Source organism: Exiguobacterium sp. s80, from assembly GCF_018618725.1.
GTDB lineage: Bacteria > Bacillota > Bacilli > Exiguobacteriales > Exiguobacteriaceae > Exiguobacterium_A > Exiguobacterium_A oxidotolerans.
In genome coordinates this window covers 161,250-183,948 of sequence record NZ_JACSMP010000005.1, presented here as the reverse complement: position 1 = coordinate 183,948, position 22,699 = coordinate 161,250, and the positions used below count along the sequence as shown (strand labels likewise).

Below are 22,699 nucleotides of genomic sequence, written 5' to 3'. Positions count from 1 at the left end.
GAAGAACATGCAGAAGAATCGCAAGTTGAGCAAGTCCATCTCCGAGGTCAGTTGGTCGGAGTTCTTCCGCATGCTCGGATACAAGGCGGAATGGTACGGGAAGACCATCGTGAAAGTCGGCAAGACCTTCGCCTCCAGTCAACTGTGCTCCAGTTGCGGGCATCAACACAAAGACGTGAAACATCTTGGCTTGCGTGAATGGACATGCCCGAGTTGCGGGATCCATCACGACCGGGATGTGAACGCAGGATTGAATCTTAAACAAGAAGCTGAACGTCTCTTAGCTTCTTCAACCGTCGGGACGACGGGGTTAGCCTGATCAGGTTTCGACCGTTAGGTCGGATCACTCAGGAATCCTCCACCTCTAAGCGAAGCGTAGGTGGAGGTAGTTCAAAAAATGATTGACTACAGGAGGTACGTGATTCCGCTATGCGGTTTCCCGGACATCTTTTTTCGCTAGGAGATACGATGTCTTTAGTGCATGCTGTTGCAAGCGTCATAGTTTAATCGAATCGTAAATTGACATTTCAGTAAATGTAGGGATAATGGAGATTAGCGCACTTTACAGAAAATTTACGTGAAAATGAGGGCTTGAACATGCAAACGAGATCAGCAAGAAAGAGGCAACCGAGCGCTGGTAAGATGTTCACAAAAGTGGTAGCAGCACTTTTATTACTTCTAACAGTGATTGGTTCTGGTTATGCTGGAGCGGTTTTTATAAAAACACAAGAAACTTTAGCAAAAACACAGATTACAATCCCCGGCTCAAAAGTGAGTTCGAAATATGATGATGTCCCGTCCGAATCCTTCTTGATTTTAGGAACCGATGAAACAAAAGCAAGTAAAGATCGGAATGAACCGGCACGTTCTGACGTCATGATTGTCGGTATCTTGAATAAAGAGTCGGAGCAACTCGTTTTAACGAGTATTCCGCGTGATTCACTCGTCAACATCGACTACTCGAACTATGATGTACCTTATGGAAAAACAGGGGTCGAACAAGATAAGATTACCCACGCGCATTATTTTGGTTCGATGGATCAATCGAACTCATACAACGGGATTAAGTTAGCGCGTGAGACAACGGAGAATCTTCTCGGGATTCAAATTGATCATGTCGTCAAAGTAAATTTCCAAGGATTCGTTCAATTGATCGATGCATTAAACGGTGTCGACCTTGACGTCCGTTATGCATTTAAAGAACAAGATTCTGCACGTAAGGCAGATACGATTACCGTGGAAAAAGGGATGCAGCACCTGACGGGAGAACAAGCACTCGCTTATGTTCGTAACCGACATGATGATCCACTCGGTGACATCGGTCGTGGACAAAAGCAAATGCAAGTCATCCAAGCCGTTGCAAAAGAAGCCGCAAGCTTCCGCTCACTCGGTGCATACCGTGATATTTTGAACGCAGTCGGAGATAATGTTGAGACAAACTTAGGTCCAAATGACTACACGCGCCTCGCGGACTACACGACAGCTTTACAAAATACGACGGAATACCAGCTTGCTGGAGAAGGCTATATCGGAATCAGTGGGAAATGGGAGTACCATCTGGATCCGAATCAATTAGAACTCGTCAAAAATAATTTAGCGCAAGCCATGCAGGGGCAAGAAGTTGCGCCGATTAAAGAGGAAACAGAGTTACCGGCGGAAACGGACCAAACGACAGAAACCGATTCGACGATTCAATAAGTGTAAGTTTGATTCTCGATAACGATTTAAAAGACCCTGCCGGCTTTTGCGGCAGGGTCTTTTAAACTGTAGGCAAACTCTTATGAAACGTAAAAATGTGATATCGAGAAGCAACAGTTCGCGCTTCCCTGTCTCGCCTCGTCTTCAAAGCGGCAATCTTCCGCGCCGCTACAGCAAAGCTGCAGGGTCGCGACCGATTGCTTTTCGCGGTTCTAAGCGATTCGAGACGAATCGCGGCGCTCTAAACCGTCTTCATGCCCGGCCTTCCGTCACGGTATTACCTAAAAAGCGTCATGTTTCGTTGACTCCTACGGGAAAAAGTGCGTTTTTAACGCACTTTCAGAGGCAGGCAAGACCCTGCTCGTTGGCCGTGAGGGCCAAGGAGTAACGGCTTGCGCCTCGCCCGAGGAAAGCAACGAAAAAAGACACTTTTATTTTCAGATATCACTTTGTCTACACGCTGAAAGACCCTGCCGGCTTTTGCGGCAGGGTCTTTTTGTGATATTAAACATTAGCGGCGGCGTTCCATTTCAACAGTAAACGTATAGCGATCGCCCCGATAAGCAGAAATGACATACTCGAACGGTTGATCCGTCGCGAGGAAAGTCAATTGTTCAACCGACAAGACGGGCGCAGCTGTCGTCAGTCCGAGATGTTGCGCTTCTTCTTTTGTCGCGAGGCGTGATTCGAACGTCTGGCTTGCACGACCGAGGTTGAGTCCGCTTGCTTCAGCAAAAGCATAGAGTGACGCCGTCGCAACATCCTGATTCAATCCAGGTAACAACTGTTCCGGAATATAGACGGTCTCGAGCGCAAGCGCTTGTTCATCAGCGATCCGGAGTCGCTTCAATTCATACACGGTCGCGCCTTCACGAATTCCGAGTTTATTGGCAATCGTCATTTCGGCAGCAATCATCTGATACGACAACAATTCGCTTGCAGGTTCGAGCCCTAAATGTTCCATTTCTTCCGAAAAGCTTGTCAGTCCAGATAATTGCATGACGATTTTTTTATTCGCAACGAATGTGCCGCGTCCTTTTTGACGAATCAAATAGCCGGCGTTGACAAGATTCGTGATGGCTTGGCGGACGGTCATCCGGCTAATTTGATGGGCTTCAGCAAATTCGCGTTCAGAAGGAATTAAATCGCCGGGTTGCAACACCCCGCCTTCGATTTGTTGTTTTAATGCAGCTTCAATTTGATAGTAGATGGGGAGTGGTGAATTTTTATTGATGTGCTGAATCACGGCATTTCGTCCCTTCGCGGTCGATAGTCTTTCATCTAGTGTACTAGGAAATAGACAAGTCGACAAACGATACTAGGCGAAATATGGCATAATAGCAAATGAATAGATTGAGAAAGGTGGGGTAGACATGCGACTGGAGCAAATTTATCCTGCGGTCCGAAAGTTCGTGACACGCGTGACGGATGTTAAAGAAGAACACGGATACTGGGTTGCTTTAGAAGAAAGTTATTTTTATCCGGAGAGTGGCGGACAGCCGGCGGATCGAGGGACATTAAACGATTTGAAGGTTCGTGACGTTCAACTTAAAGCCGGTATCGTGTGGCATCAAGTTGATCAAAAAATCGAAGGTACTGTTACGGGCGTCATCGATGACGCCGTTCGGACGGATCATGCGGCACAACATACGGCGCAACACGTAATCTCAGCGATTTTGCAGGACGAGTTCAATATCAAGACATTAAGTTTTCGGACGGGCTCTGAAGAATCGACACTAGATATTGAAGCAGGTGAATGGAATGATGCCTTGCAAGCGCGTCTTGAAAAAAGATTGCGCCACGTCATTACATCGGCGTTACCGATTACGGCGAACGAGTACGACGAGGCGGCGGCACTCGCACTGCCTTTACGTAAAACACCCCAAGTGACAGGAAAGATTCGTGTCGTCCAAATCGGTGAACTGGACTATAGCGCCTGTGGAGGAACACACCTCGAATCGACAGCTGATTTAGAATTGATTATCTTGACAGGGCAGGAGCGGGTTCGGGGGAATATTCGACTGATGTACGTCGCGAAAGGGCGCGCATTTGAGTTGTTAACGAAGGAAAGACGTGCCTTGCGTGAAACCGCTCAATTGTTATCGGCTAAAAAAGAGCAGCTGCCGCAAGCCGTCGAAGAATTAAAACAAGATGTCGTTCGCTTGAATCGGATGATTGAAACAGTTCAAGCCGCACATGTCCGTACGGAACTCAATAAACTACTGGCGTCGACGGAGGATTGGATTTTCGTAAACCATGCTGACGAGGCATTGCCATTCTCTGAAAGACTAGTCAAAGCGATTGCGGAAGCAGGACGTCTCGGACTCATTTGGAACGAATCAGCTAAAAAATTATTGATGCAAGGATCAAGTCCGGTCCACCTTGGGAAATTTGCCAAAGTCCATTTGAAGACGTTCAATGGACGTGGTGGTGGTAGCGAGCACGTCGCACAGGCGATGTTCAACACGCATGAGGATGCAGTTGCTTACATAGAACGATTGAAGGAGGAACAAGTAACATGACAGTGATTCAAGTAAAAACAGCAGAGCAGCACCAAGCAGTCCGAATGATTCGCGAACGGGTCTTCGTCGAAGAACAAGGGGTTCCTCGTAATCTTGAATATGATACCCATGACGAAACAGCGATTCACTTGCTTGTCCTTGACGAACAAAATCGCCCTGTCGCGACAGGACGGACACGTCCCTACGACGATCAACGGATGAAGGTCGAACGTGTTGCGACGCTAGCTGCGACACGTGGGAAAGGCTACGGCGGTGAGCTGATGCGAGCAATGGAACGCGTGGCGAGACGAGAGGGTCGGAGCATCTTGACGCTTGGTGCTCAAGTTCAAGCGATTCCTTTTTATCAAGGCTTAGGATACAACATCATGTCCGACGAATTTGATGATGCCGGCATCCCACACCGAACGATGGAAAAGAAAGTTTAATTGAGAAATTTTAAAGAAATCCTGTAAAAAGGGTTTCTTTTTTTGAAAGTCTATGTATATATATAATTCATAATGAATTTTTATACAGACAGATGAATTCGAAATCAGGGAGGAATTAATAATGACGAAACAAAAATTAATTTTAGCGTATTCTGGGGGACTTGATACATCGGTGGCAATCAAATGGTTGAGTAAGGATTATGATGTCGTCGCTTTATGTATGGACGTCGGCGAAGGAAAAGATTTGACTGTCATCAAAGAAAAAGCGTTGCTCGTCGGAGCCGTCGAATCGATTGTTCTTGATGTCAAAGAAGAATTCGCAAATGAATTCGTCTTACCAGCACTTCAATACGGCGCCCACTACGAAGGCGCGTATCCACTGATTTCGGCACTGTCTCGCCCGCTGATTGCTGAAAAGCTCGTCGAAGTTGCGCATCAACATGGGGCAACGGCCGTTGCACATGGTTGTACAGGAAAAGGAAATGACCAAGTCCGGTTTGAAGTTTCGGTCGCAGCACTCGATCCTTCACTGGAAGTCATCGCCCCTGTACGGGAATGGAAATGGTCACGTGAAGAGGAAATCGCTTATGCAAAAGACAACAATGTCCCGATTCCAATCAATCTCGACAGCCCATATTCAATCGATATGAACCTTTGGGGACGGAGTAACGAATGTGGTGTCCTTGAAAACCCTTGGACAGAACCGCCGCAAGATGCTTATGCACTGACGGTCGCACCGGAAGAAGCACCGGATCAAGCAGAAGAAGTCATTATCGGTTTTGAAGCGGGTGTTCCGACTTCAATCAACGGAACAGTCTACCCACTGGCGAAGTTGATTACAGAACTCAACATCATCGCCGGAGCACATGGTGTCGGACGGATTGACCACGTCGAGAACCGTCTCGTCGGAATCAAATCGCGGGAAGTGTATGAATGCCCGGGAGCAACGGTCTTGCTAAAAGCCCATGCCGCACTCGAGACCATCACATTGACGAAAGACGTCGCTCACTTCAAACCGATTTTAAGTCAACAATATGCAGAAACAATCTACAACGGTTTGTTCCACGCACCGTTAACGAAAGGTCTGAAAGCATTCTTAAAAGCGACGCAACAAGACGTCACGGGCGAAGTACGGGTCAAACTCTACAAAGGGAATGCGACGGTCACAGGACGTCAGTCACCGGTGTCACTTTATGACGAGAAGCTTGCGACGTATACGAAAGAAGATGCGTTCGATCATGAAGCAGCGAAAGGATTCATTAAATTGCACGGTCTTGCGATTGCGACACACGCAAGTGTTCATCGGCAGGAAGGCGTGACAAAATGACGAAACTTTGGGGCGGACGGTTTACAGAAGGGGCTTCCGCTCAGGCTGAAGCGTTTGGGGCATCGATTTCATTCGACCAAAAGCTTGCGGCAGTTGATTTAGAAGGAAGTCTCGCCCATGCCAATATGTTGTATCAACAAGGTATCCTAGAAGAGACGGAATGGAAAAAAATCGAAGCGGGTCTCAAGACGTTACAAGCTTCGATTGGAACACATGTCTATTCGCTTGCTGACGAAGACATCCACATGAATCTCGAACGGTTGCTGACGGAACAAATCGGACCGGTCGCAGGGAAGTTGCATACAGCGAGAAGTCGGAATGACCAGGTTGCGACGGATTTACATTTGTGGATGGAACAACATGTGGTTGATTTAATCGAAAGCCTACGCAACTTGCAGACGGTGATTACGGAACAGGCGGATGTACACATCGAAACCGTCATGCCGGGGTATACCCACTTACAGCGGGCACAACCGATTTCACTTGCACACCATCTACTCGCGTATTTTTGGATGTTCGACCGTGACGTAGATCGTCTGACAGATAATTTGAAACGGATTCGGATTTCGCCGCTCGGTGCTGGGGCACTCGCCGGGACGACATTCCCGATTGACCGTTTCAAGTCAGCGGAACTGCTCGGATTTGAGCACGTCTATCCGAACAGCCTCGATGCTGTATCGGACCGTGACTTCGTCATTGAATATCTCGGGATTGCTTCGACGGTCATGATGCACCTCTCACGCTTTTGTGAAGAAATCATCATCTGGGCGTCGCAAGAATTTTCATTCATCGAATTGTCAGATGCATTTTCAACGGGTTCGAGCATGATGCCACAAAAGAAAAACCCGGACTTCGCTGAATTGATTCGCGGAAAAACAGGGCGTGTCTATGGAAACCTGATGGGGTTCCTGACGACGATGAAAGCATTACCGCTCGCTTACAATAAAGACATGCAAGAAGATAAAGAAGGTGTCTTCGATACGGCAGATACCGTTTTACAATCCGTTCAAATCTTTACGGGAATGCTCGAATCAGCAACGTTTAAGACAGAAGCGCTCAAGAAGGCGACAATGCAAGACTTCTCGAATGCGACGGAACTAGCAGATTATCTCGTCACAAAAGGTGTTCCTTTCCGGGAAGCGCATGAAATCGTCGGAAAAGCGGTCCTCCATTGTGTTCAGACGAATTGTTTCTTAAAAGATTTAACGCTTGAAACGTATCAAACGTTCCACTCCGTCATCGCGGAAGATGTTTATCCGCTCCTCGACCCGGTGCAAGCAGTAGCAAGAAGAGGAAGTTACGGCGGGACAGGTTTTGCTGCTGTTTCTGTACAACTCGATCAAGCGAAGAAAAAACTCGCGGATTAACGGAAAAATGAAAAAATTTTAGCAAATGACTGGATTTAACAAAAAATGTTTGCTATAACTGTAACTAACAACCGACAGATAGAGGCGCGGATGACATCAGTAACATCATTTATTGAAGCGAGCATGCTGAGTGATGTGAAAGGGGAAATCCGCCGAAGTGAATGAGAAAGATGCTTCTTCTCATTTGCTGGTACAACGGTTAAGATCCGTTGTACTGCCGAAACCGATGTTTCGGAGCGCTATCTTACGTAAAAGAACGAAAGACTTTGTCTTCGTTTGTCCGATCGTGATAACGACGGGCCGTAGGAACGCTCCTACCGGCCCGTCGTTTTTTTCTGTTTCGGGACAAAGGAGATAGGATTGTGACAACTGTACTTAAATTTGGTGGTAGCTCGGTCGCGACTGTCGAACAGATTCAGTCAATTGCGAATTATTTAAAAAATCGGACAGAACAAGGTGAAAAATTAGTGGTCGTCGTCTCTGCGATGGGGAAGATGACAGACTCGCTCATCGCACAAGCGCAAGCAATCACGGATCGTCCTGAACGACGTGAACTCGATCGATTGCTCGCAATCGGCGAAGAACAAACGATTTCGTTACTCAGCATCGCCTTAAATTCCGTCGGAGTAAAAGCCTTATCACAAACAGGTGCGCAGGCAGGAATCAGCACGATGGGGGTTCATACGAAAAGTAAGATTAAACAAATTGACGGGGACTTGTTACGAAAGAAACTCGAAACCTATGATGTCGTCATCGTCGCCGGATTCCAAGGTGTCAACGAGCTCGGGGATGTTACGACACTCGGTCGTGGTGGATCAGACACAACGGCTGTCGCCTTAGCGGCCGTCCTTGATAAGCGCTGTGAAATCTATACAGATGTCGACGGTGTCTATACGGCGGATCCGCGGATTCATCAAGCGGCACAGCCGATTCCACAAATTTCATATGATGAAATGATGGAAATGAGTGCACTGGGATCGAAGGTCATGGAGATGCGCAGCGTCGAACTCGGGAAAAAATACGGCGTGCATATCTTTGTTGGGAAAACACTTGAATCGGAAAGAGGGACTTGGATCATGGAGGCAACAGAAACGATGGAACAAAAAGCAGTCACGAGCGTCAGTGTAACGAAAAATGTTTTGACGGTTTCAATCAAACACGTTCCACAAACCAATTCAGCAGTCGCCGACATTTTTGAATTGTTATCGAATCGCCATGTCAATATCGACATGATCAGTCAAACGACCTTTGATAGTGACGTGTTCCTCTCGTTCTCTTGTCCACTCGATGAAGAAGAGTTTCTCGAAGAGGCACTGAAAGATATCATCGATCGTTTTCCGACCGTTAAAGTCGATCGTCATAACGAGCATGCCAAGTTATCGGTCGTCGGAATCGGAATGCGTGACGCAACGGGCGTCGCATCAAAATTATTTGCGACGTTCCGTGCCGAGAACATCACGTTTTATCAAGTCACGACATCAGAAATCAGTATCTCGTATACAATCGCACAAGCAGATATCGAACGAACGGTCGCGGCGATCGCGAACGCGTTTAGCCTGTAAGGAGGAATGAACATGTACCACGTAGCAGTCATCGGTGCGACAGGCGCCGTCGGACAAAAGATGTTACAAGTCTTGAAGGAACTCGATTTTCCAGTCGGTCAACTATCGGCGTATGCTTCAGAACGATCAGCAGGAAAAATCGTTTCGTTTAATGGAACGGACGTGACGATTACAGCTTTATCGGAAGACATCATCCATCACGGGATCGACGTTGCATTATTCGCAGCCGGTGGAGCAATCAGTGAACAGTATGCCCCCTTGCTGGCAGAACACGGAACACTTGTCGTCGATAATTCAAGTGCTTTCCGGATGCAAGAGACGATTCCGCTCGTCGTACCAGAAGTCAATCCGGAAGCGGTCAGCAGCACCGACCGACTGATCGCTAATCCGAACTGCTCGACGATTCAATCCGTCGTTGCCCTGGCACCACTCAAACACTTAGGTTTTGAACGAATCACGTATACGACGTATCAAGCAGTCTCCGGTTCCGGTCAAAAAGGAATTGAGGACTTGGCGCGAGGCAGCCGCGGTGAAGAACCGGTCAACTATCCGCACCCGATCCATGATAATATCTTGCCGCATATCGATGTCTTCTTAGAAGACGGGTACACGAAAGAAGAGCAAAAAATGATTGACGAGACACGGAAGATTTTTAACCAACCGAACTTACCGGTCAGTGCGACGTGTGTCCGTGTTCCCGTCACAAATTCGCATTCGGTTGCAATCAACGTGACGTTTTCAAACGAGACGACGGTCGAAGCGATTCGCACAGCACTTGCTGACGCGCCAGGCGTCGTACTGGTTGATGATGTTTCGCGAAATCAGTACCCGATGCCGCTTGATGCAAGCGGGACGGACGAAGTGTACGTCGGGCGGATTCGTCAAGATCAAACGCTCGCGAACACATTCCATCTGTGGTGTGTCGCGGATAACATTCGAAAAGGCGCGGCGTCAAATGCAGTCCAGGTCGCGCGTCATGCTTTAGAAAACGGCATCCATTCTTAATCATACTAAGGAGGAATTTAACATGTTCAAAGGAGCAGGAACAGCACTAGCGACACCGTTCAATTCAGCAGGTGAACTCGACTTAGTCGTTTTTGAACAGTTGATTGAACAGCAACTTGCAGCCAATATCCAAGCGCTCGTCGTCGCCGGGACGACAGGTGAAGGATCGACGCTTTCGAGCGAAGAGTTCGAAACGTTACTTGAGACAGCAGTCCGTGTCACGGCAGGTCGTGTTCCGGTCATTGCCGGTACGGGAACGAACAATACGGCACAGACGATTGAAAAAACGAAAACGGCTCAGCGGCTCGGAGCGGATGCAGCGATGCTCGTGACACCGTATTACAATAAAACGTCACAAGCCGGTTTGATTGCTCACTTTACCGCAGTCGCGGATGCTGTCGAATTACCCATCATGTTATACAACGTACCTTCACGGACGGGTGTCGCGATTGCAGTTGAGACAGCTGTAACACTCGCGGAGCATCCGAACATTCAAGCATTCAAAGAAGCGAGCGGGGATGTCAGTTTCATGGGTGAATTGATGACGGCACTCCCCGAAGGTTTTGCAGTCTTCTGTGGCAACGACGATCAAATCCTGCCGTACATGGCATGGGGAGCACAAGGTGTCATCTCGGTCCTGTCGAACCCGTACCCGGCAGAAACACAAGCGCTTGCTGAAGCCGTGCTCGCAAACGACTTAGTGACGGCACGACGCATTCAAAGTGATTTAATGCCTGTCATCGCAGCCATCTTTAGTGACGTCAACCCGATTCCTGTTAAAGCAGCACTCGAAGAAGTCGGGTTTGCAGTCGGTGCACCACGCTTGCCGCTCGTTCGCCAATCCGAAGCCGGGCATGCACACTTACTCGAGACGATGCGTGCTTATAAAGGAGTGGTTCGATGAAGCTTGCCATTCATGGATATGGTGCGACAGGGCATTATGTCGAGGAATTGGCACCCGCTGAAGTTGTCGCCGTTATCGATCAGACGAAGTCAGCGGAGAAAATTCCTTCGTATCAAACGGTGTCCGAGCTAACAGAAGAAGTCGATGCCATCATCGATTTCTCTCACCCGAGCTTGTTGCCGGATTTACTGGCGTATGGCCTCAAAACGAAAACACCGCTCGTCATCGCGACGACCGGATTTTCGGAAGCGGAGTTACAAACGATAAAAGACGCTTCGACTGAAATTCCAATTTTTCAGTCGTACAACATGTCGTTCGGGATCGCGATGATGCAGCAATTGTTACAGGTGCTCGTACCACTCGCCAGTTCGTTCGATATCGAACTATTAGAAAAGCACCACAATCAAAAGGTCGATGCACCAAGCGGGACGGCAGAACTCTTATTGCGGACGATTCAAGAACTCCGTGACGTCCAGCCGGTCTATGAACGTGAATCGACACGGGAAAAACGCCAAGCGTCTGAGATCGGCATGCACTCGATGCGTGGTGGAACAATTTTCGGTGAACATGAAGTGTTGTTCGCCGGGGTCGATGAATTGATTGAAATCAAGCACACGGCATTATCAAAAAAAGTATTTGCTTCAGGTGCGATTAAAGCAGCCGAAGCACTCATTCAAAAATCGGCGGGACTCTACACGTTAGAGACGCTCTACTCACAGGAGGATTCACATGTTACTAACTGATGCTTACGAAATTGCGAAATTCATTAAAGATGCTAAAAAACAGACACCGGTCAAACTTTACGTCAATGGCGATTTAGCGGGCTTGACGATTGAAGGGGCGACAGCTTTCGGATCGGATGAATCAAAAATTTTCTTTGCAGATGCAGGACTTGCTGCGACTTTCTTAGAAAAGTATTCAGACCGAATCACGGACGTCCACGTCGAATACGATCGTCGGAACAGTGCTGTACCGATGCTTGACACACGTCACTTGAATGCGCGAATCGAACCGGGTTCGTGGATTCGGGATCATGTCGTCATCGGCGATAACGCCGTCATCATGATGGGTGCAATCATCAATATCGGTGCATCGATCGGAGATGGTACAATGATTGATATGAACGCCGTCGTCGGAGCACGTGGCACGATTGGGAAAAACGTTCATGTCGGCGCAGGTGCCGTGGTCGCAGGTGTCCTTGAGCCACCTTCAAAAACACCGGTCATCATCGAAGATGGTGTCTTGATCGGAGCGAACGCCGTCATCTTGGAAGGCGTCCGTGTCGGAAAAGATGCAGTCGTTGCAGCAGGCAGTGTCGTCACAGAAGACGTCCCTGCAGGTAGCGTCGTTGCTGGAACACCAGCACGCGTCATCAAACAGAAAGACGAAAAAACAGCAGAGAAGACGCAACTAGTGGATGATTTACGTTCACTCTGATTGACGTCGAAGAGGAGGAAAACACATGGCAGTGGATACACAGTATGGTGAAGCGATTTGGTTAGACGGGATTTTTCATGATCCAAAAGAAGCGAATACGAGCGTCATGTCACACGCGATTCATTACGGAAGTGGTTTTTTCGAAGGGATTCGTGCTTACGCGACGCCTGACGGTCCGGCAATTTTTCAATTGACGGAACACATCGAACGTCTCTTCCGGAGTTGCGCGTTCTATCACGTCACGATTCCATATACAGTGGAAGAACTTGTCCAGGCAACGATTGATCTCGTTGCGAAAAATGGCTTTGAGTCTTGTTACATCCGTCCATTCGTTTTCCTCGGTACACCGTGGCAAGCCTTGATGGCAAAAGATACGACGGTTCACGTCGGCATCTCATGTTGGGAACTTGGTGAATACTTCGATAAAGGTGTCGGCATTCGTGCGAAAGTCGCCTCTTACCGTCGGGTATCGTCAACGATGATGCCGATGCAAGCGAAAGCCGCTGCGAACTATATGAACTCACAACTCTTAAAAGGCGAAGCCCTTCGTGATGGATTTGACGAAGCAATCGCACTCGATATGAACGGTAATGTCAGTGAGGCAAGTGTCGCGAACTTGTTCATGTTGAAAAACGGGACAATCTACACGCCGTCTCTCGACTGTTCTGTCCTTGACGGCATCACGCGTCAAGTCATCATGCGCCTCGCGCAAGATCAAGGGTACCCGGTCGTCGAACGTCATATCGGGCGTGACGAGCTGTATGTCGCAGACGAGATTTTCTTAACAGGGACAGCGGCAGAAATCACGAGTGTTGGTGAAATCGACCATATTACAATCAACGGCGGAACACGGGCTGTCGCGGATGAATTACTCGAGCTTTACCGACAAACGGTCTCAGGACAACTCCCGCAATATGCAGACTGGTTGACACACGTCACACCAGCGGTAGCTGAATGAATACACGTACACGCGTAACAATCGATCGGGAAGCGGTGCGACAAAATGTCGCATCGGTCTTCGCTCGATCGCAAAAACAGATTTTCGCCGTGGTGAAGAATAATGCCTATAACTTAGGTATGCTTGAAATGGTCGGGACATTGATGGAAGCGGGCGTGCATCATTTCGCTGTCGCTGAAGTTTATGAGGCAATTGAAATTAAAACGAATTTTCCAGACAGTTATGTCTTAGCGATGAATCCAGCGACTCAGTTCGAGGCGGCTCGAGACTATGGCATCGCGCTTGGAATCCCGTCGGTAGATTGGTTGAAGCGGTATCAAGCAGACCTTTCGAACATCGAACTCCATTTAAAGGTCAATGTCGGGATGAACCGTTTTGGTGTCAGTTCACTTGAAGAAGCGCAAGCAGTCCTTGAAGTAGTGCAGGAGCAACAGCTCTGTTTGACAGGGCTATATACACATTTTCCGCTCGCAGACGAGCCGGGAGCGGACCATGATGGACAAGTCGAGCGTTTCTTAGCGATTGCGAACGTCGTCCAGACACAACATGAATTTACGTACATGCATGCTGAAAATAGTGCGACGATCGTCAAACATGACGAGCGCCTCGCCTTTTGTAACTATGTTCGTCCCGGTATCTTTTTGTTCGGTTATTCACCGATTGAAAAGATGGACTGGTTAGTCCCTACATTACGGATGACGACAGAAGTCGTTGAAATCCGTGAAGTTGGGGCGGACGAACACGTCGGATACGGTACGTCTTACACGACGGATCAACCGCTTCGTGTCGCCGTCTTACCGGTCGGTTATGGTGATGGTGTCGTCCGAGGGCGGTCCGCTTTACCTGTATTGATTCACGGGAAACCGTATTCAATCATTAGTAAATTATTCATGAGCCATACGTTCGTTGCCGTTGATTCGACAGTCGAAGTCGGGGATGAAGTCGTCTTGTACGGGGACGGAATTGAAATCGACGACATCACACGGACGGGAACGGCAAATAATTCGGAACAGATGTGTGCACGCTCATGGCGATTGGCACACCGTTATCTATAAGGAGGAACTATTTATGTACGGAAGCTCGTATTTGACGGAACAAGACAACACGCTTCAAATCGATGGTATCGCAGCAACAGATTTAGCAGCACAATATGGAACACCCCTTTACGTGATGGCAGAGCGTGAACTGACAGACCGTTTAGCGACCGTACGAGATGGTTTCTTAACGAAATATCCGAATACGTATGCTTCCTTTGCTTCAAAAGCGTTGACGATTGGTGCCGTCTATCAGCAAGTCGTACGTCACGGACTCGGAATCGATGTCGTGACGGGGGGCGAGCTTTACATCGCGCGTCAAGCGGGCGTACCGGCAGAACGGATCTATTTCCACGGCTCGAACAAATCGACGCAGGATTTACGGTATGCCGTCGAAGAAGGCGTCGGAAAAATCGTCATCGACCATTACGGTGAGATTGCACAGCTCGAACAAATTGCAGCAGATGCTTGTCAGACGGTAAACGTATTGATTCGAATCGTCCCCCAGGTCATCGGTGGGGCACATACTAAAATTCAGACGGGCGGCGTTGATACGAAATTTGGATTCTCGACCCATGATGAATCGTATCTTGAAGCCGTTCGGGCAATCTTAGCGTCGGAACATCTTGTCCTGCTCGGTATTCATTGTCACGTTGGATCACAAATCCAAGATCTTTTGTTGTTCGAGCGGACGGCGCGGACGATGATGGGGTTTGTCGAAACGATTCGTCAAGAAACGGAATTCACGGCGAGCGAAGTCAACGTCGGCGGTGGATTCGGGATTGCGTATACGAAAGACGATGTCCCGCTTGATTTTGAACAGACGATGGAGCACGTCATGGCAATCATCGAGGAAGAGTCGACACGACTTGGAATCGAACGTCCACGGATTGGGATTGAACCAGGGCGGTGGGTTGTCGCGAATGCCGGGACGACACTCTATACGGTCGGGGCGATTAAAGAAGTCCAAGGGGTTCGGACGTATCTGTCTGTTGATGGCGGCATGGCAGACAATATCCGTCCTGCGCTGTACGGTGCAGTCTACGAAACAGTCATCGCCAATCGGGTGACAGGAACGCTGCGCGAAGTGACGGTCGTTGGTGCTGCTTGCGAATCCGGCGATTTAGTCGCAGAAAAAGCGCAATTGGCGGAACCGGCTAGCGGGGATACGCTGGCGGTCTTCGGGACGGGCGCCTATAATTTCTCGATGGCGAGCAACTACAATCAATTTTTACGTCCGGCAGTCGTCTTCGTCAATCAAGGGGAAGCGCGGGAAGTCGTCCGACGCCAAACATATGCGGATCTCGTTACGTGTGATCTCGGTCTAGAAAACGTACGATCTTAATAAACAGCAAGCCTTCCCCGTCGACCGAAACGAGAAAGGCTTGCTGTTTTAAATTTCAGGAAACAGGTTTATCTGCCGAAAGATGGTGTTTCGAAACGTTTTGAGGGAACATCAAGTCAAATTATTTGGATGGGATGACCAATACTTGTCCGATTGAAATCAAGCTGACATTCGTAATCTTATTCGCTGCTGCGAGCGAGCTGACTGTCACATTGTACTTACGGGCAATCGCATAAAGCGTATCTCCACTTTTGACGGTATAAGAAGTCGTTGTTGGGGGAGGTGTTGTTGACGTACCGGGAATTTTCAACACTTGACCAACAGAAATCAAATTGAGGTTAGTGATGTTGTTTGCTGAAGCGAGTGCACTGACGGAAACGTCGTACTTCCGAGCGATAGAATAGAGTGTATCCCCGCTTTTGACGGTATAAGAAGTCGTTGAGGTTGGGGGAGGTGTCGTCGACGTACCGGGAATCGTCAAGATTTGTCCGACAGAAATCAGGTTAAAGTTGGTGATGTTATTTGCTTTAGCTAAAGCGCTGACAGAAATGTTATAGAGGTTTGCGATTTTATAGAGCGTATCGCCAGACTTGACGGTATACGTTTTACTACCTGAAGTCGGGAGTTGCAGTAATTCAGAAACCGTAACGAACGTATACCCTTTAGCTTTCAGTTGCGTAATCATTGAAGGAAGGGCGGTTGGGGTTCCGGATGCACCGGCACCCGTATGCATTAAGACAATCGATCCCGGAACGATGTTCGGAATGACGCGGTTCAAGATTGCGGTAGAACTGATTCCTTTCCAGTCCGTCGTATCGATGTTCCATTGAATCGTTTTCGTGTAACCTGCATTACCGACGACTGCTAAAACAGCACTGTTGCTTGCACCAAATGGAGCCCGGAAAATTGGTTTTGTTGTCTGTCCCGTTAATGAGTTAAGCAGACTTTCCGTCCGTGTCAATTCACTTGTCATCTGACTTGCAGACAAAGTCGTAAAATCGGGGTGACTGTAGGAGTGATTTCCAATTTGATGCGTCGGTGTTGCATTCGCGATATTTTTGATCGACTGTGGGTGATTCGCGGCACCGGCACCGGTCAGGAAGAAGGTTGCTTTGACATTGTTACTTTTTAAGATACTGAGAATTTTACCGATGTTTGTACCATCCGCCCCGTCATCGAACGTCAATGCCACCACTTTGTTCGTTGTCGAACCTTTCGTGATGAATGTTGAGCTAGCTGCTTCGACTGGTAGCTGATAACTGGATAATGGAATGAACATCAGTAACAAGACAACAAGTAACCGAAGCCATTTTTTTCGCATTATGATTTCCTCCTTTTCAGTCCGCTGACACTTCCGCAAACGCTTTACTTATCATTACCCTTTTTTAACAAAAAAACAGAACAATTCCCGTTTATTTCGAGATTTAAACAAAAAAACGAAAAATATTGTTTGAATTCAAAAAAAATAGGGAAAACATAATATATGGAAATAGTAAAAGGAGTGAAATATGGATGATCGAATTTAAAAATGTCGGGAAGCAATTTAAGGACAATGTTGTCTTAAAAGGCTTAACGCTAGAAATCAAAGCGGGTGAACTCGTTGTATTCATCGGTCCGAGTGGCTGTGGAAAAACAACATCGCTCAAGATGATCAACCGTTTGATTGAGCCCTCTTCAGGAACGATTTTAGTGAATGGGAAGGACATCATGAAGACGGATACGATTGAACTGAGACGCCATATGGGCTACGTCATTCAACAAACCGGTCTATTCCCACACATGACCGTTCGTGAAAATATTCAATTGATTGCCGGTCTTGAAGGAAAAGATCACGATCAAATGGATCAACGGACAGAAGAACTTCTCCAAATGGTCGGCCTCGACCCGAAACAATTCATTGACCGTTACCCAAGCGAACTCAGTGGTGGACAACAACAACGTGTCGGTTTTGCCCGTGCATTGATGAATGATCCAGATGTTATTTTAATGGACGAACCGTTTAGTGCGCTCGACCCCGTTACCCGCAACGACCTCCAAGAAGAATTATTTAATCTCCAAGAAGAAGTAAAGAAAACTATCGTATTCGTCACCCATGATATGGATGAAGCGATCAAGCTAGCCGATCGGATATGTATCATGCGTGATGGGGAAATTGTTCAATTTGATACACCCGAAGAAATTTTACGACATCCAAAAGATGAATATGTTGAATCATTCATTGGAAAAAATAAAATTTGGAGTAGTCCGGCGTTCATTAAAGCAGAAGATATCATGATTGAAGATCCCGTCTCAATCAGTGGTAAGCGGACGTTGCTGCAAGGGATAGAAATCATGCGTGGACGAAAAGTGGATAGCCTGCTGATTACAGATCGTGATCGTACATTACAGGGAATCGTTAAATTGAAAAACATCCAAACGGTTTCAGATAAGAGTCAACGAATTGAAGAAATCATGGAAGGTGAACTTGTTGCCGTCGATGAACAGGATTCACTGCTTGATGTATTAGAAGTAATGAACCATGAAGAAACAGGTTATTTACCTGTAACGAACAAAGCCGGTCAATTACGCGGCTTGATTACACGAAGTAGCTTGCTTTCCGTCTTGAGTGAGCAGTTCATTCAGGAGGAGGAAGTGCAATGAGTGGATTTTTTGACTATGTAAAAAATAACACTGATCAAATCTGGAACTTATTACTTGAACACTTACAGCTGACCGTATTTGCGGTCGTCATCGCAGTTATCTTAGGGATTCCGCTCGGTATTTTAATTACGCGTTATCAACGGTTCGCTAAACCAGTCCTCGCCTTGACGAGTGTCGTTCAGGCGGTTCCGAGTCTCGCGTTACTTGGTTTCTTGATTCCGTTCATCGGGATCGGCTCGACACCGGCGATTATCATGGTCGTCTTGTATTCATTACTCCCGATTGTCAAAAATACGTACACAGGTTTATCAAGTATTCCGGGAGATATGTTGGAAGCTGCAAAAGGGATTGGACTGACCGAACGACAAGTTTTAGGAAAGGTTCAAATTCCGCTTGCCCTACCGATCATGATGGCCGGAATTCGGATTTCTGCCGTTACAGCGGTTGGATTGATGACGATTTCTGCGTTCATCGGTGCCGGTGGACTTGGTTATCTTGTCTTCTCCGGTATTCAAACCGTTGATAACAATCAGATTTTAGCCGGTGCGATTCCAGCAGGTATTTTAGCGCTTGCGATTGACTTCATCGTCAGCCGGATTGAATATTCGGTCGCACCAAACGGAATTAAGCTGGCAGACGGACGGGTCAAAAATCGGACACGTAAACGTCGCAAAGCGATGTCGGCTGGTAAGAAAATCGCAATTGCGAGTATCGTCGTTTTATTAATTGGTGGAACGGTTGCGTATTCGTTCTTGAAGCCGGATAAAATCGTCATCGGTTCAAAGAACTTTACGGAACAATTGATTTTAGGGAACATGTTGGCTGATTTAATCGAAGATAAGACCGACTTAGAAGTTGAACGTCAATTAAACCTCGGTGGTACAAAAGTTGCCTATGGTGCGCTTGAGACTGGAGAAATTGACGCGTATGTAGACTATACGGGGACGCTTCTGATCGATGTACTCAAACAAGAAGTAGAAACGGATCCAGAAGTCGTGTATGAAAAAGTTAAAAAAATGATTCCAGCGAAAAGTCAGGTCGATGTCCTCGATCCGATTGGTTTCAATAACACGTACGCATTAGCGATGACAAAAGAAGACATCGAAAAATATGATTTGAAAACAGTCTCTGATATGGCTGCTGTCAGTAATCGTCTGATTCTTGGTTCAACAATTGAGTTCGCGAATCGTGAAGACGGATACCTTGGCTTGAAAGAGAAATATCCGGACATGAAATTCAAAGATGTCCAGCCTGTTGATGGTGGGCTTCGTTATACGGCATTGACGAATGGAAAAACGAACGTCATCGATAGTTTTTCGACAGATGGATTGTTGAAGAAATTTGATTTGACGGTCCTTGAGGATGATAAAGAATTCTTCCCACCGTATTACGCGGTCCCAATCGTTCGTCAAGAAACGTTGGATGAACATCCAGAATTAAAAGAAGTTCTCAATATGTTAAAAGATAAAATCACGGATGAGAAGATGCAAGAATTGAACTTTAAGGCTGACGTCGAAAAAGAACGACCAGAAGATGTCGCACGTGAGTTCTTGATTGAAGAAGGTATGATTAAAAAATAATAAAAAGAGAGCCGAGGCGGGAATCCGCTTCGGCTCTTTATATGCGCGCTGACGCGCTATATCGTTTTGGAAAATAAGATCATTATTTTTTGATTCGACTAGCGAGCCAAGCGCGAACGGTGTTTTGCTGAATCATACACGTTCTTCCTCTCTTGGTTGAGTTGTTCCTGAACTCAAAGATTTTTGCTCGGCATCATTAACAATACGCTGTTGGACTTCAATCGTCAACCAATCTGCTTCGTGTTCAGGTAATGTAGGAAGACCATAACTTGGATTGCTCGTCGACAAAAATAAATCAGACATCAATCGCTCTGCGAATAATGGAATCATCTCATATCCCCCTCAATCTCGATTCATGTGCTACACCTTTAGTGTACGCGCAACATGTAAACGAACGAGAGGGGAAATGTTAAAAACAGGTGAATATTGTAAGTGTTTTCACAAGGCTGTCATATCTTCAGATAAAGGTACACAATCAGCAGCGTACTGTTGTCCGCGCTTGATATATTTTTTGACAGTCCGCTCCATGATGAACCGGTCGTGATCATTGATTTCGCGAATGACTTTTGCAGGGACGCCCATGACGAGCGAATTCGGAGGGACGACCATTTTAGGTGGAACGAGGCTACCGGCAGCGACGAACGAACCGGTTCCGATTTCTGCTTCGTCTAAAATTGTGGCTGACATGCCGATTAATGCGCCTTTTCGAATGATGCCTCCGTGAATCATGGCCATATGTCCAATCGTGACATCATCTTCGATAATCGTTGAGTATTCCTCATATTGATGAATCATCGAACCATCTTGAATGTTAACCCGCTCCCCGATTGAGATGAGCCCTTCATCCCCGCGGATGACGGTGTTGAACCAGACACTTGAATCTTTCCCGATCTCGACTTCACCGATGACTTTTGCACCGTCTGCGATATATACGCTTGGATCGACCTTTGGAATTAAGTTTCCGACGCGATACTTCATGATTGCTTGTCCTCACTTTCGATTAAGAATTACCTCTTTTATCTTGAACTCCCGAAAAATAAATTGCAACTGCTTACAATCTAATTGTAAGATGGTAAAAATACCGGTCATTATAGGAGGATATAGGATGGATACTACAGTTCGAGCACGACTTATCGCGATTGCTGCGAAAAAACAGAAAGCGGCAATTGTCTATCAAGGCATTCAGGTCATTGATGTGATGACACGTGAGACCTATCAAGCGGATGTCGCAATCGATTCAGGCTACATCGCCGCCGTTGGGGACGGCTATGAAGGTGAAGAGAACATTGATGGAACGGATCAATATATCGCACCGAGTTTCATCGATGGACACGTCCATATCGAATCTTCGATGGTGACACCGAGTGAATATGAACAGGCCATCTTACCGCTCGGAGTGACGACGGTAATCGCCGATCCACACGAAATTGCTAACGTCAAGGGAGCGGACGGTCTACAGTTCATGTTAGATGACGCGGAACAGCTTCGTCTTGATGTACGGATGATGTTACCGAGCTGTGTTCCGGCGACGTCGTTCGAACACGCAGGGGCGTCGTTAAAGGCAGCCGACTTAGTACCGTTCGTCAATCATCCGGGTGTCCATGGCTTGGGAGAAGTAATGGATTACCCGGCGGTCGAACGTGCCGATGCGGACATGCTACAGAAAATCGAGCAGATTGAAGCAGCAGGAAAGCTCGTTGATGGTCATGCAGCAGGTCTTGGTGCACGTGAAGTCAATATCTACGGGGTTGCCGGCATCCGGACGGATCATGAAGCGGTTACGAAAGAAGAAGCGCTCATACGTGCACGCAGAGGTTTGTATGTCGAAGTCCGTGAAGGATCGGCAGCCCGGAATTTAAAAGAAGTACTTGATGCCGTAACGGAAAGCAATGCGAGTCGCTTCTTATTCTGTACAGACGATAAACATTTGGATGATACATTACGTGAGGGAACGATCGACTACAACGTGCGCTATGCGATCGAGCATGGGATTAAACGGGAAACGGCATATGCGATGGCATCACTCCATGCAGCAAATGCCTATGCATTACAAGATCGCGGGGCAATCGTCCCAGGACGCCGGGCGGATTACGTTCTTTTGACGGATCCTGATCGTGTAGTGATTCGTGAAGTGTTCGTAAAAGGCGAACCGGTCGCTCGGGATGGTAAAACAATCATTACGTCTCCAAAAGTAACGGTCCCACCTAATTTGCGCGGTGAATTAAAAACGAAAGAAATCACGGACACAGTGTTTGAACTGCCACTCGCGCACCCGAAAGCAAATGTTATCGGAGTTATTCCGAAAAGCATTGTTACGAACCATCTCGTGTTGGATGTGCCCGTCGTCGATGGAATGTTTGTGCAGGATACAGCGCAAGATTTATTAAAGATTGCTGTCATCGAACGCCATAACGGAACAGACTTCTCAGCAGTTGGCATTGTCCAAGGATTCGGTATGAAACGTGGAGCGATTGCCGCGACGGTCGCCCATGATTCACATAACCTCGTCATCGTCGGTACTTCAGATGCGGAGATGAAGCTTGCAGCAGAGCGTCTCGTTAAAGCGGGGGGAGGCGTCATCGCGGTCAAAGGTGAGGACGTCTTGGCAGAACTGCCACTTGAGATCGCCGGTTTGATGACGAGTCGTCCGTTCGAGGAAGTCGGAGCTACGTTAGAAAAGTTAAACGATGCACTGGATGTACTAGAAGCGGATCGTTCATTCAATCCGTATTTGACGATGTCGTTCCTTTGCTTACCCGTCATTCCGAACTTGAAATTGACGGACAGCGGACTGTTTGACGTCAAAACCTTCCAACATATTAAGACGCAGGCCCCAAAATAAAGAAACACGAATTAAAAAAGGTGAACACTCACTACGACTAGTGTTCACCTGCT

Annotated in this window: 21 protein-coding genes and 1 riboswitch; of the genes, 17 read left to right on the top strand and 4 right to left on the bottom strand. The window is 47.3% G+C overall.

The window, feature by feature from the left end; all coding sequences use genetic code 11:
• Both KNP94_RS11140 and KNP94_RS11135 read left to right on the top strand, forming a co-directional pair.
• Positions 1-319 (top strand): RNA-guided endonuclease TnpB family protein (locus tag KNP94_RS11140; RefSeq protein ID WP_215115649.1); only part of this gene is annotated, 319 nt, incomplete at its 5' end.
• A gap of 278 nt (positions 320-597) precedes the next feature.
• Positions 598-1,698, top strand: coding sequence for an LCP family protein (locus KNP94_RS11135; protein ID WP_215115648.1), 1,101 nt, complete (start codon positions 598-600; stop codon positions 1,696-1,698).
• A gap of 511 nt (positions 1,699-2,209) precedes the next feature.
• On the opposite strand, the gene phnF is transcribed toward KNP94_RS11135, so the two are convergent.
• Complete coding sequence (gene phnF, locus KNP94_RS11130) at positions 2,210-2,944, bottom strand: phosphonate metabolism transcriptional regulator PhnF (RefSeq protein ID WP_088836299.1); 735 nt, start codon at positions 2,942-2,944, stop codon at positions 2,210-2,212.
• Positions 2,945-3,071: 127 nt separating this feature from the next.
• Here phnF and KNP94_RS11125 point away from each other — a divergent pair, with 127 nt between their 5' ends.
• From KNP94_RS11125 to lysA, 12 genes are all read left to right on the top strand, one after another.
• Entirely contained in the window at positions 3,072-4,220 is a 1,149-nt protein-coding gene (locus tag KNP94_RS11125; protein ID WP_088836300.1) for an alanine--tRNA ligase-related protein, read from the top strand.
• Positions 4,217-4,645: a GNAT family N-acetyltransferase gene (locus KNP94_RS11120; protein ID WP_088836301.1), complete on the top strand. Its 429-nt coding sequence runs from the start codon at positions 4,217-4,219 to the stop codon at positions 4,643-4,645. The genes KNP94_RS11125 and KNP94_RS11120 overlap by 4 nt, the downstream gene beginning before the upstream one ends.
• A 121-nt stretch (positions 4,646-4,766) precedes the next feature.
• Positions 4,767-5,972: an argininosuccinate synthase gene (locus KNP94_RS11115; protein ID WP_088836302.1), complete on the top strand. Its 1,206-nt coding sequence runs from the start codon at positions 4,767-4,769 to the stop codon at positions 5,970-5,972.
• On the top strand, positions 5,969-7,339 hold the full coding sequence (gene argH / locus KNP94_RS11110) for an argininosuccinate lyase (protein WP_214845860.1): 1,371 nt from the start codon (positions 5,969-5,971) through the stop codon (positions 7,337-7,339). Before KNP94_RS11115 ends, argH begins: the two co-directional genes overlap by 4 nt.
• Positions 7,340-7,410: 71 nt before the next feature.
• Positions 7,411-7,589, top strand: a riboswitch (Lysine riboswitch).
• A gap of 112 nt (positions 7,590-7,701) precedes the next feature.
• Positions 7,702-8,901: an aspartate kinase gene (locus KNP94_RS11105; RefSeq protein ID WP_029332620.1), complete on the top strand. Its 1,200-nt coding sequence runs from the start codon at positions 7,702-7,704 to the stop codon at positions 8,899-8,901.
• 12 nt (positions 8,902-8,913) lie between these two features.
• Positions 8,914-9,906, top strand: coding sequence for an aspartate-semialdehyde dehydrogenase (locus KNP94_RS11100; protein WP_215115647.1), 993 nt, complete (start codon positions 8,914-8,916; stop codon positions 9,904-9,906).
• Between the two features lie 22 nt (positions 9,907-9,928).
• Complete coding sequence (dapA, locus tag KNP94_RS11095; RefSeq protein WP_088836305.1) at positions 9,929-10,810, top strand: 4-hydroxy-tetrahydrodipicolinate synthase; 882 nt, start codon at positions 9,929-9,931, stop codon at positions 10,808-10,810.
• Entirely contained in the window at positions 10,807-11,553 is a 747-nt protein-coding gene (gene dapB / locus KNP94_RS11090; protein WP_088836306.1) for a 4-hydroxy-tetrahydrodipicolinate reductase, read from the top strand. Before dapA ends, dapB begins: the two co-directional genes overlap by 4 nt.
• Positions 11,540-12,247, top strand: a complete 708-nt coding sequence (gene dapD, locus KNP94_RS11085) for a 2,3,4,5-tetrahydropyridine-2,6-dicarboxylate N-acetyltransferase (protein WP_088836307.1) — start codon at positions 11,540-11,542, stop codon at positions 12,245-12,247. Before dapB ends, dapD begins: the two co-directional genes overlap by 14 nt.
• Before the next feature lie 25 nt (positions 12,248-12,272).
• A complete protein-coding gene (locus tag KNP94_RS11080) occupies positions 12,273-13,205 on the top strand; it encodes a branched-chain amino acid transaminase (protein WP_029332625.1) in 933 nt (310 codons plus the stop codon).
• The gene (gene alr / locus KNP94_RS11075; RefSeq protein WP_088836308.1) at positions 13,202-14,260 is read left to right on the top strand and encodes an alanine racemase; all 1,059 of its coding nucleotides are present in this window, start codon (positions 13,202-13,204) and stop codon (positions 14,258-14,260) included. The genes KNP94_RS11080 and alr overlap by 4 nt, the downstream gene beginning before the upstream one ends.
• Before the next feature lie 13 nt (positions 14,261-14,273).
• Complete coding sequence (gene lysA, locus KNP94_RS11070) at positions 14,274-15,584, top strand: diaminopimelate decarboxylase (RefSeq protein ID WP_215115646.1); 1,311 nt, start codon at positions 14,274-14,276, stop codon at positions 15,582-15,584.
• Positions 15,585-15,705: 121 nt separating this feature from the next.
• Here the strand turns inward: lysA and KNP94_RS11065 are convergent, their stop codons facing one another.
• Positions 15,706-16,905 (bottom strand): LysM peptidoglycan-binding domain-containing protein, encoded by a 1,200-nt coding sequence (locus KNP94_RS11065; protein WP_215115645.1) that lies wholly within the window; start codon positions 16,903-16,905, stop codon positions 15,706-15,708.
• A 191-nt stretch (positions 16,906-17,096) separates the two neighbouring features.
• Between KNP94_RS11065 and KNP94_RS11060 the strand changes: the two genes are divergently transcribed.
• Positions 17,097-18,224, top strand: a complete 1,128-nt coding sequence (locus tag KNP94_RS11060) for an ABC transporter ATP-binding protein (RefSeq protein ID WP_088836311.1) — start codon at positions 17,097-17,099, stop codon at positions 18,222-18,224.
• Positions 18,221-19,804: an ABC transporter permease/substrate-binding protein gene (locus tag KNP94_RS11055; RefSeq protein WP_088836312.1), complete on the top strand. Its 1,584-nt coding sequence runs from the start codon at positions 18,221-18,223 to the stop codon at positions 19,802-19,804. The genes KNP94_RS11060 and KNP94_RS11055 overlap by 4 nt, the downstream gene beginning before the upstream one ends.
• A gap of 132 nt (positions 19,805-19,936) precedes the next feature.
• Here KNP94_RS11055 and KNP94_RS11050 read toward each other — a convergent pair whose 3' ends face one another.
• Positions 19,937-20,134, bottom strand: a complete 198-nt coding sequence (locus tag KNP94_RS11050) for a hypothetical protein (protein ID WP_088836313.1) — start codon at positions 20,132-20,134, stop codon at positions 19,937-19,939.
• 108 nt (positions 20,135-20,242) lie between these two features.
• Positions 20,243-20,782, bottom strand: coding sequence for a gamma carbonic anhydrase family protein (locus KNP94_RS11045; RefSeq protein WP_088836314.1), 540 nt, complete (start codon positions 20,780-20,782; stop codon positions 20,243-20,245).
• Positions 20,783-20,909: 127 nt separating this feature from the next.
• Between KNP94_RS11045 and ade the strand changes: the two genes are divergently transcribed.
• Positions 20,910-22,646 (top strand): adenine deaminase, encoded by a 1,737-nt coding sequence (ade, locus tag KNP94_RS11040; protein ID WP_088836315.1) that lies wholly within the window; start codon positions 20,910-20,912, stop codon positions 22,644-22,646.
• Positions 22,647-22,699: the final 53 nt, after the last annotated feature.

Excerpts from the sequence above, each read along its gene's own strand:
- KNP94_RS11135 (WP_215115648.1), top strand. The coding sequence starts at position 598 with ATGCAAACGAGATCAGCAAGAAAGAGGCAACCGAGCGCTGGTAAGATG.
- KNP94_RS11125 (WP_088836300.1), top strand. The coding sequence starts at position 3,072 with ATGCGACTGGAGCAAATTTATCCTGCGGTCCGAAAGTTCGTGACACGC.
- KNP94_RS11120 (WP_088836301.1), top strand. The coding sequence starts at position 4,217 with ATGACAGTGATTCAAGTAAAAACAGCAGAGCAGCACCAAGCAGTCCGA.
- KNP94_RS11115 (WP_088836302.1), top strand. The coding sequence starts at position 4,767 with ATGACGAAACAAAAATTAATTTTAGCGTATTCTGGGGGACTTGATACA.
- argH (WP_214845860.1), top strand. The coding sequence starts at position 5,969 with ATGACGAAACTTTGGGGCGGACGGTTTACAGAAGGGGCTTCCGCTCAG.
- KNP94_RS11100 (WP_215115647.1), top strand. The coding sequence starts at position 8,914 with ATGTACCACGTAGCAGTCATCGGTGCGACAGGCGCCGTCGGACAAAAG.
- dapA (WP_088836305.1), top strand. The coding sequence starts at position 9,929 with ATGTTCAAAGGAGCAGGAACAGCACTAGCGACACCGTTCAATTCAGCA.
- dapB (WP_088836306.1), top strand. The coding sequence starts at position 10,807 with ATGAAGCTTGCCATTCATGGATATGGTGCGACAGGGCATTATGTCGAG.
- dapD (WP_088836307.1), top strand. The coding sequence starts at position 11,540 with ATGTTACTAACTGATGCTTACGAAATTGCGAAATTCATTAAAGATGCT.
- KNP94_RS11080 (WP_029332625.1), top strand. The coding sequence starts at position 12,273 with ATGGCAGTGGATACACAGTATGGTGAAGCGATTTGGTTAGACGGGATT.
- alr (WP_088836308.1), top strand. The coding sequence starts at position 13,202 with ATGAATACACGTACACGCGTAACAATCGATCGGGAAGCGGTGCGACAA.
- lysA (WP_215115646.1), top strand. The coding sequence starts at position 14,274 with ATGTACGGAAGCTCGTATTTGACGGAACAAGACAACACGCTTCAAATC.
- KNP94_RS11065 (WP_215115645.1), bottom strand. The coding sequence starts at position 16,905 with ATGCGAAAAAAATGGCTTCGGTTACTTGTTGTCTTGTTACTGATGTTC.
- KNP94_RS11060 (WP_088836311.1), top strand. The coding sequence starts at position 17,097 with ATGATCGAATTTAAAAATGTCGGGAAGCAATTTAAGGACAATGTTGTC.
- KNP94_RS11055 (WP_088836312.1), top strand. The coding sequence starts at position 18,221 with ATGAGTGGATTTTTTGACTATGTAAAAAATAACACTGATCAAATCTGG.
- KNP94_RS11050 (WP_088836313.1), bottom strand. The coding sequence starts at position 20,134 with ATGATTCCATTATTCGCAGAGCGATTGATGTCTGATTTATTTTTGTCG.
- KNP94_RS11045 (WP_088836314.1), bottom strand. The coding sequence starts at position 20,782 with ATGAAGTATCGCGTCGGAAACTTAATTCCAAAGGTCGATCCAAGCGTA.
- ade (WP_088836315.1), top strand. The coding sequence starts at position 20,910 with ATGGATACTACAGTTCGAGCACGACTTATCGCGATTGCTGCGAAAAAA.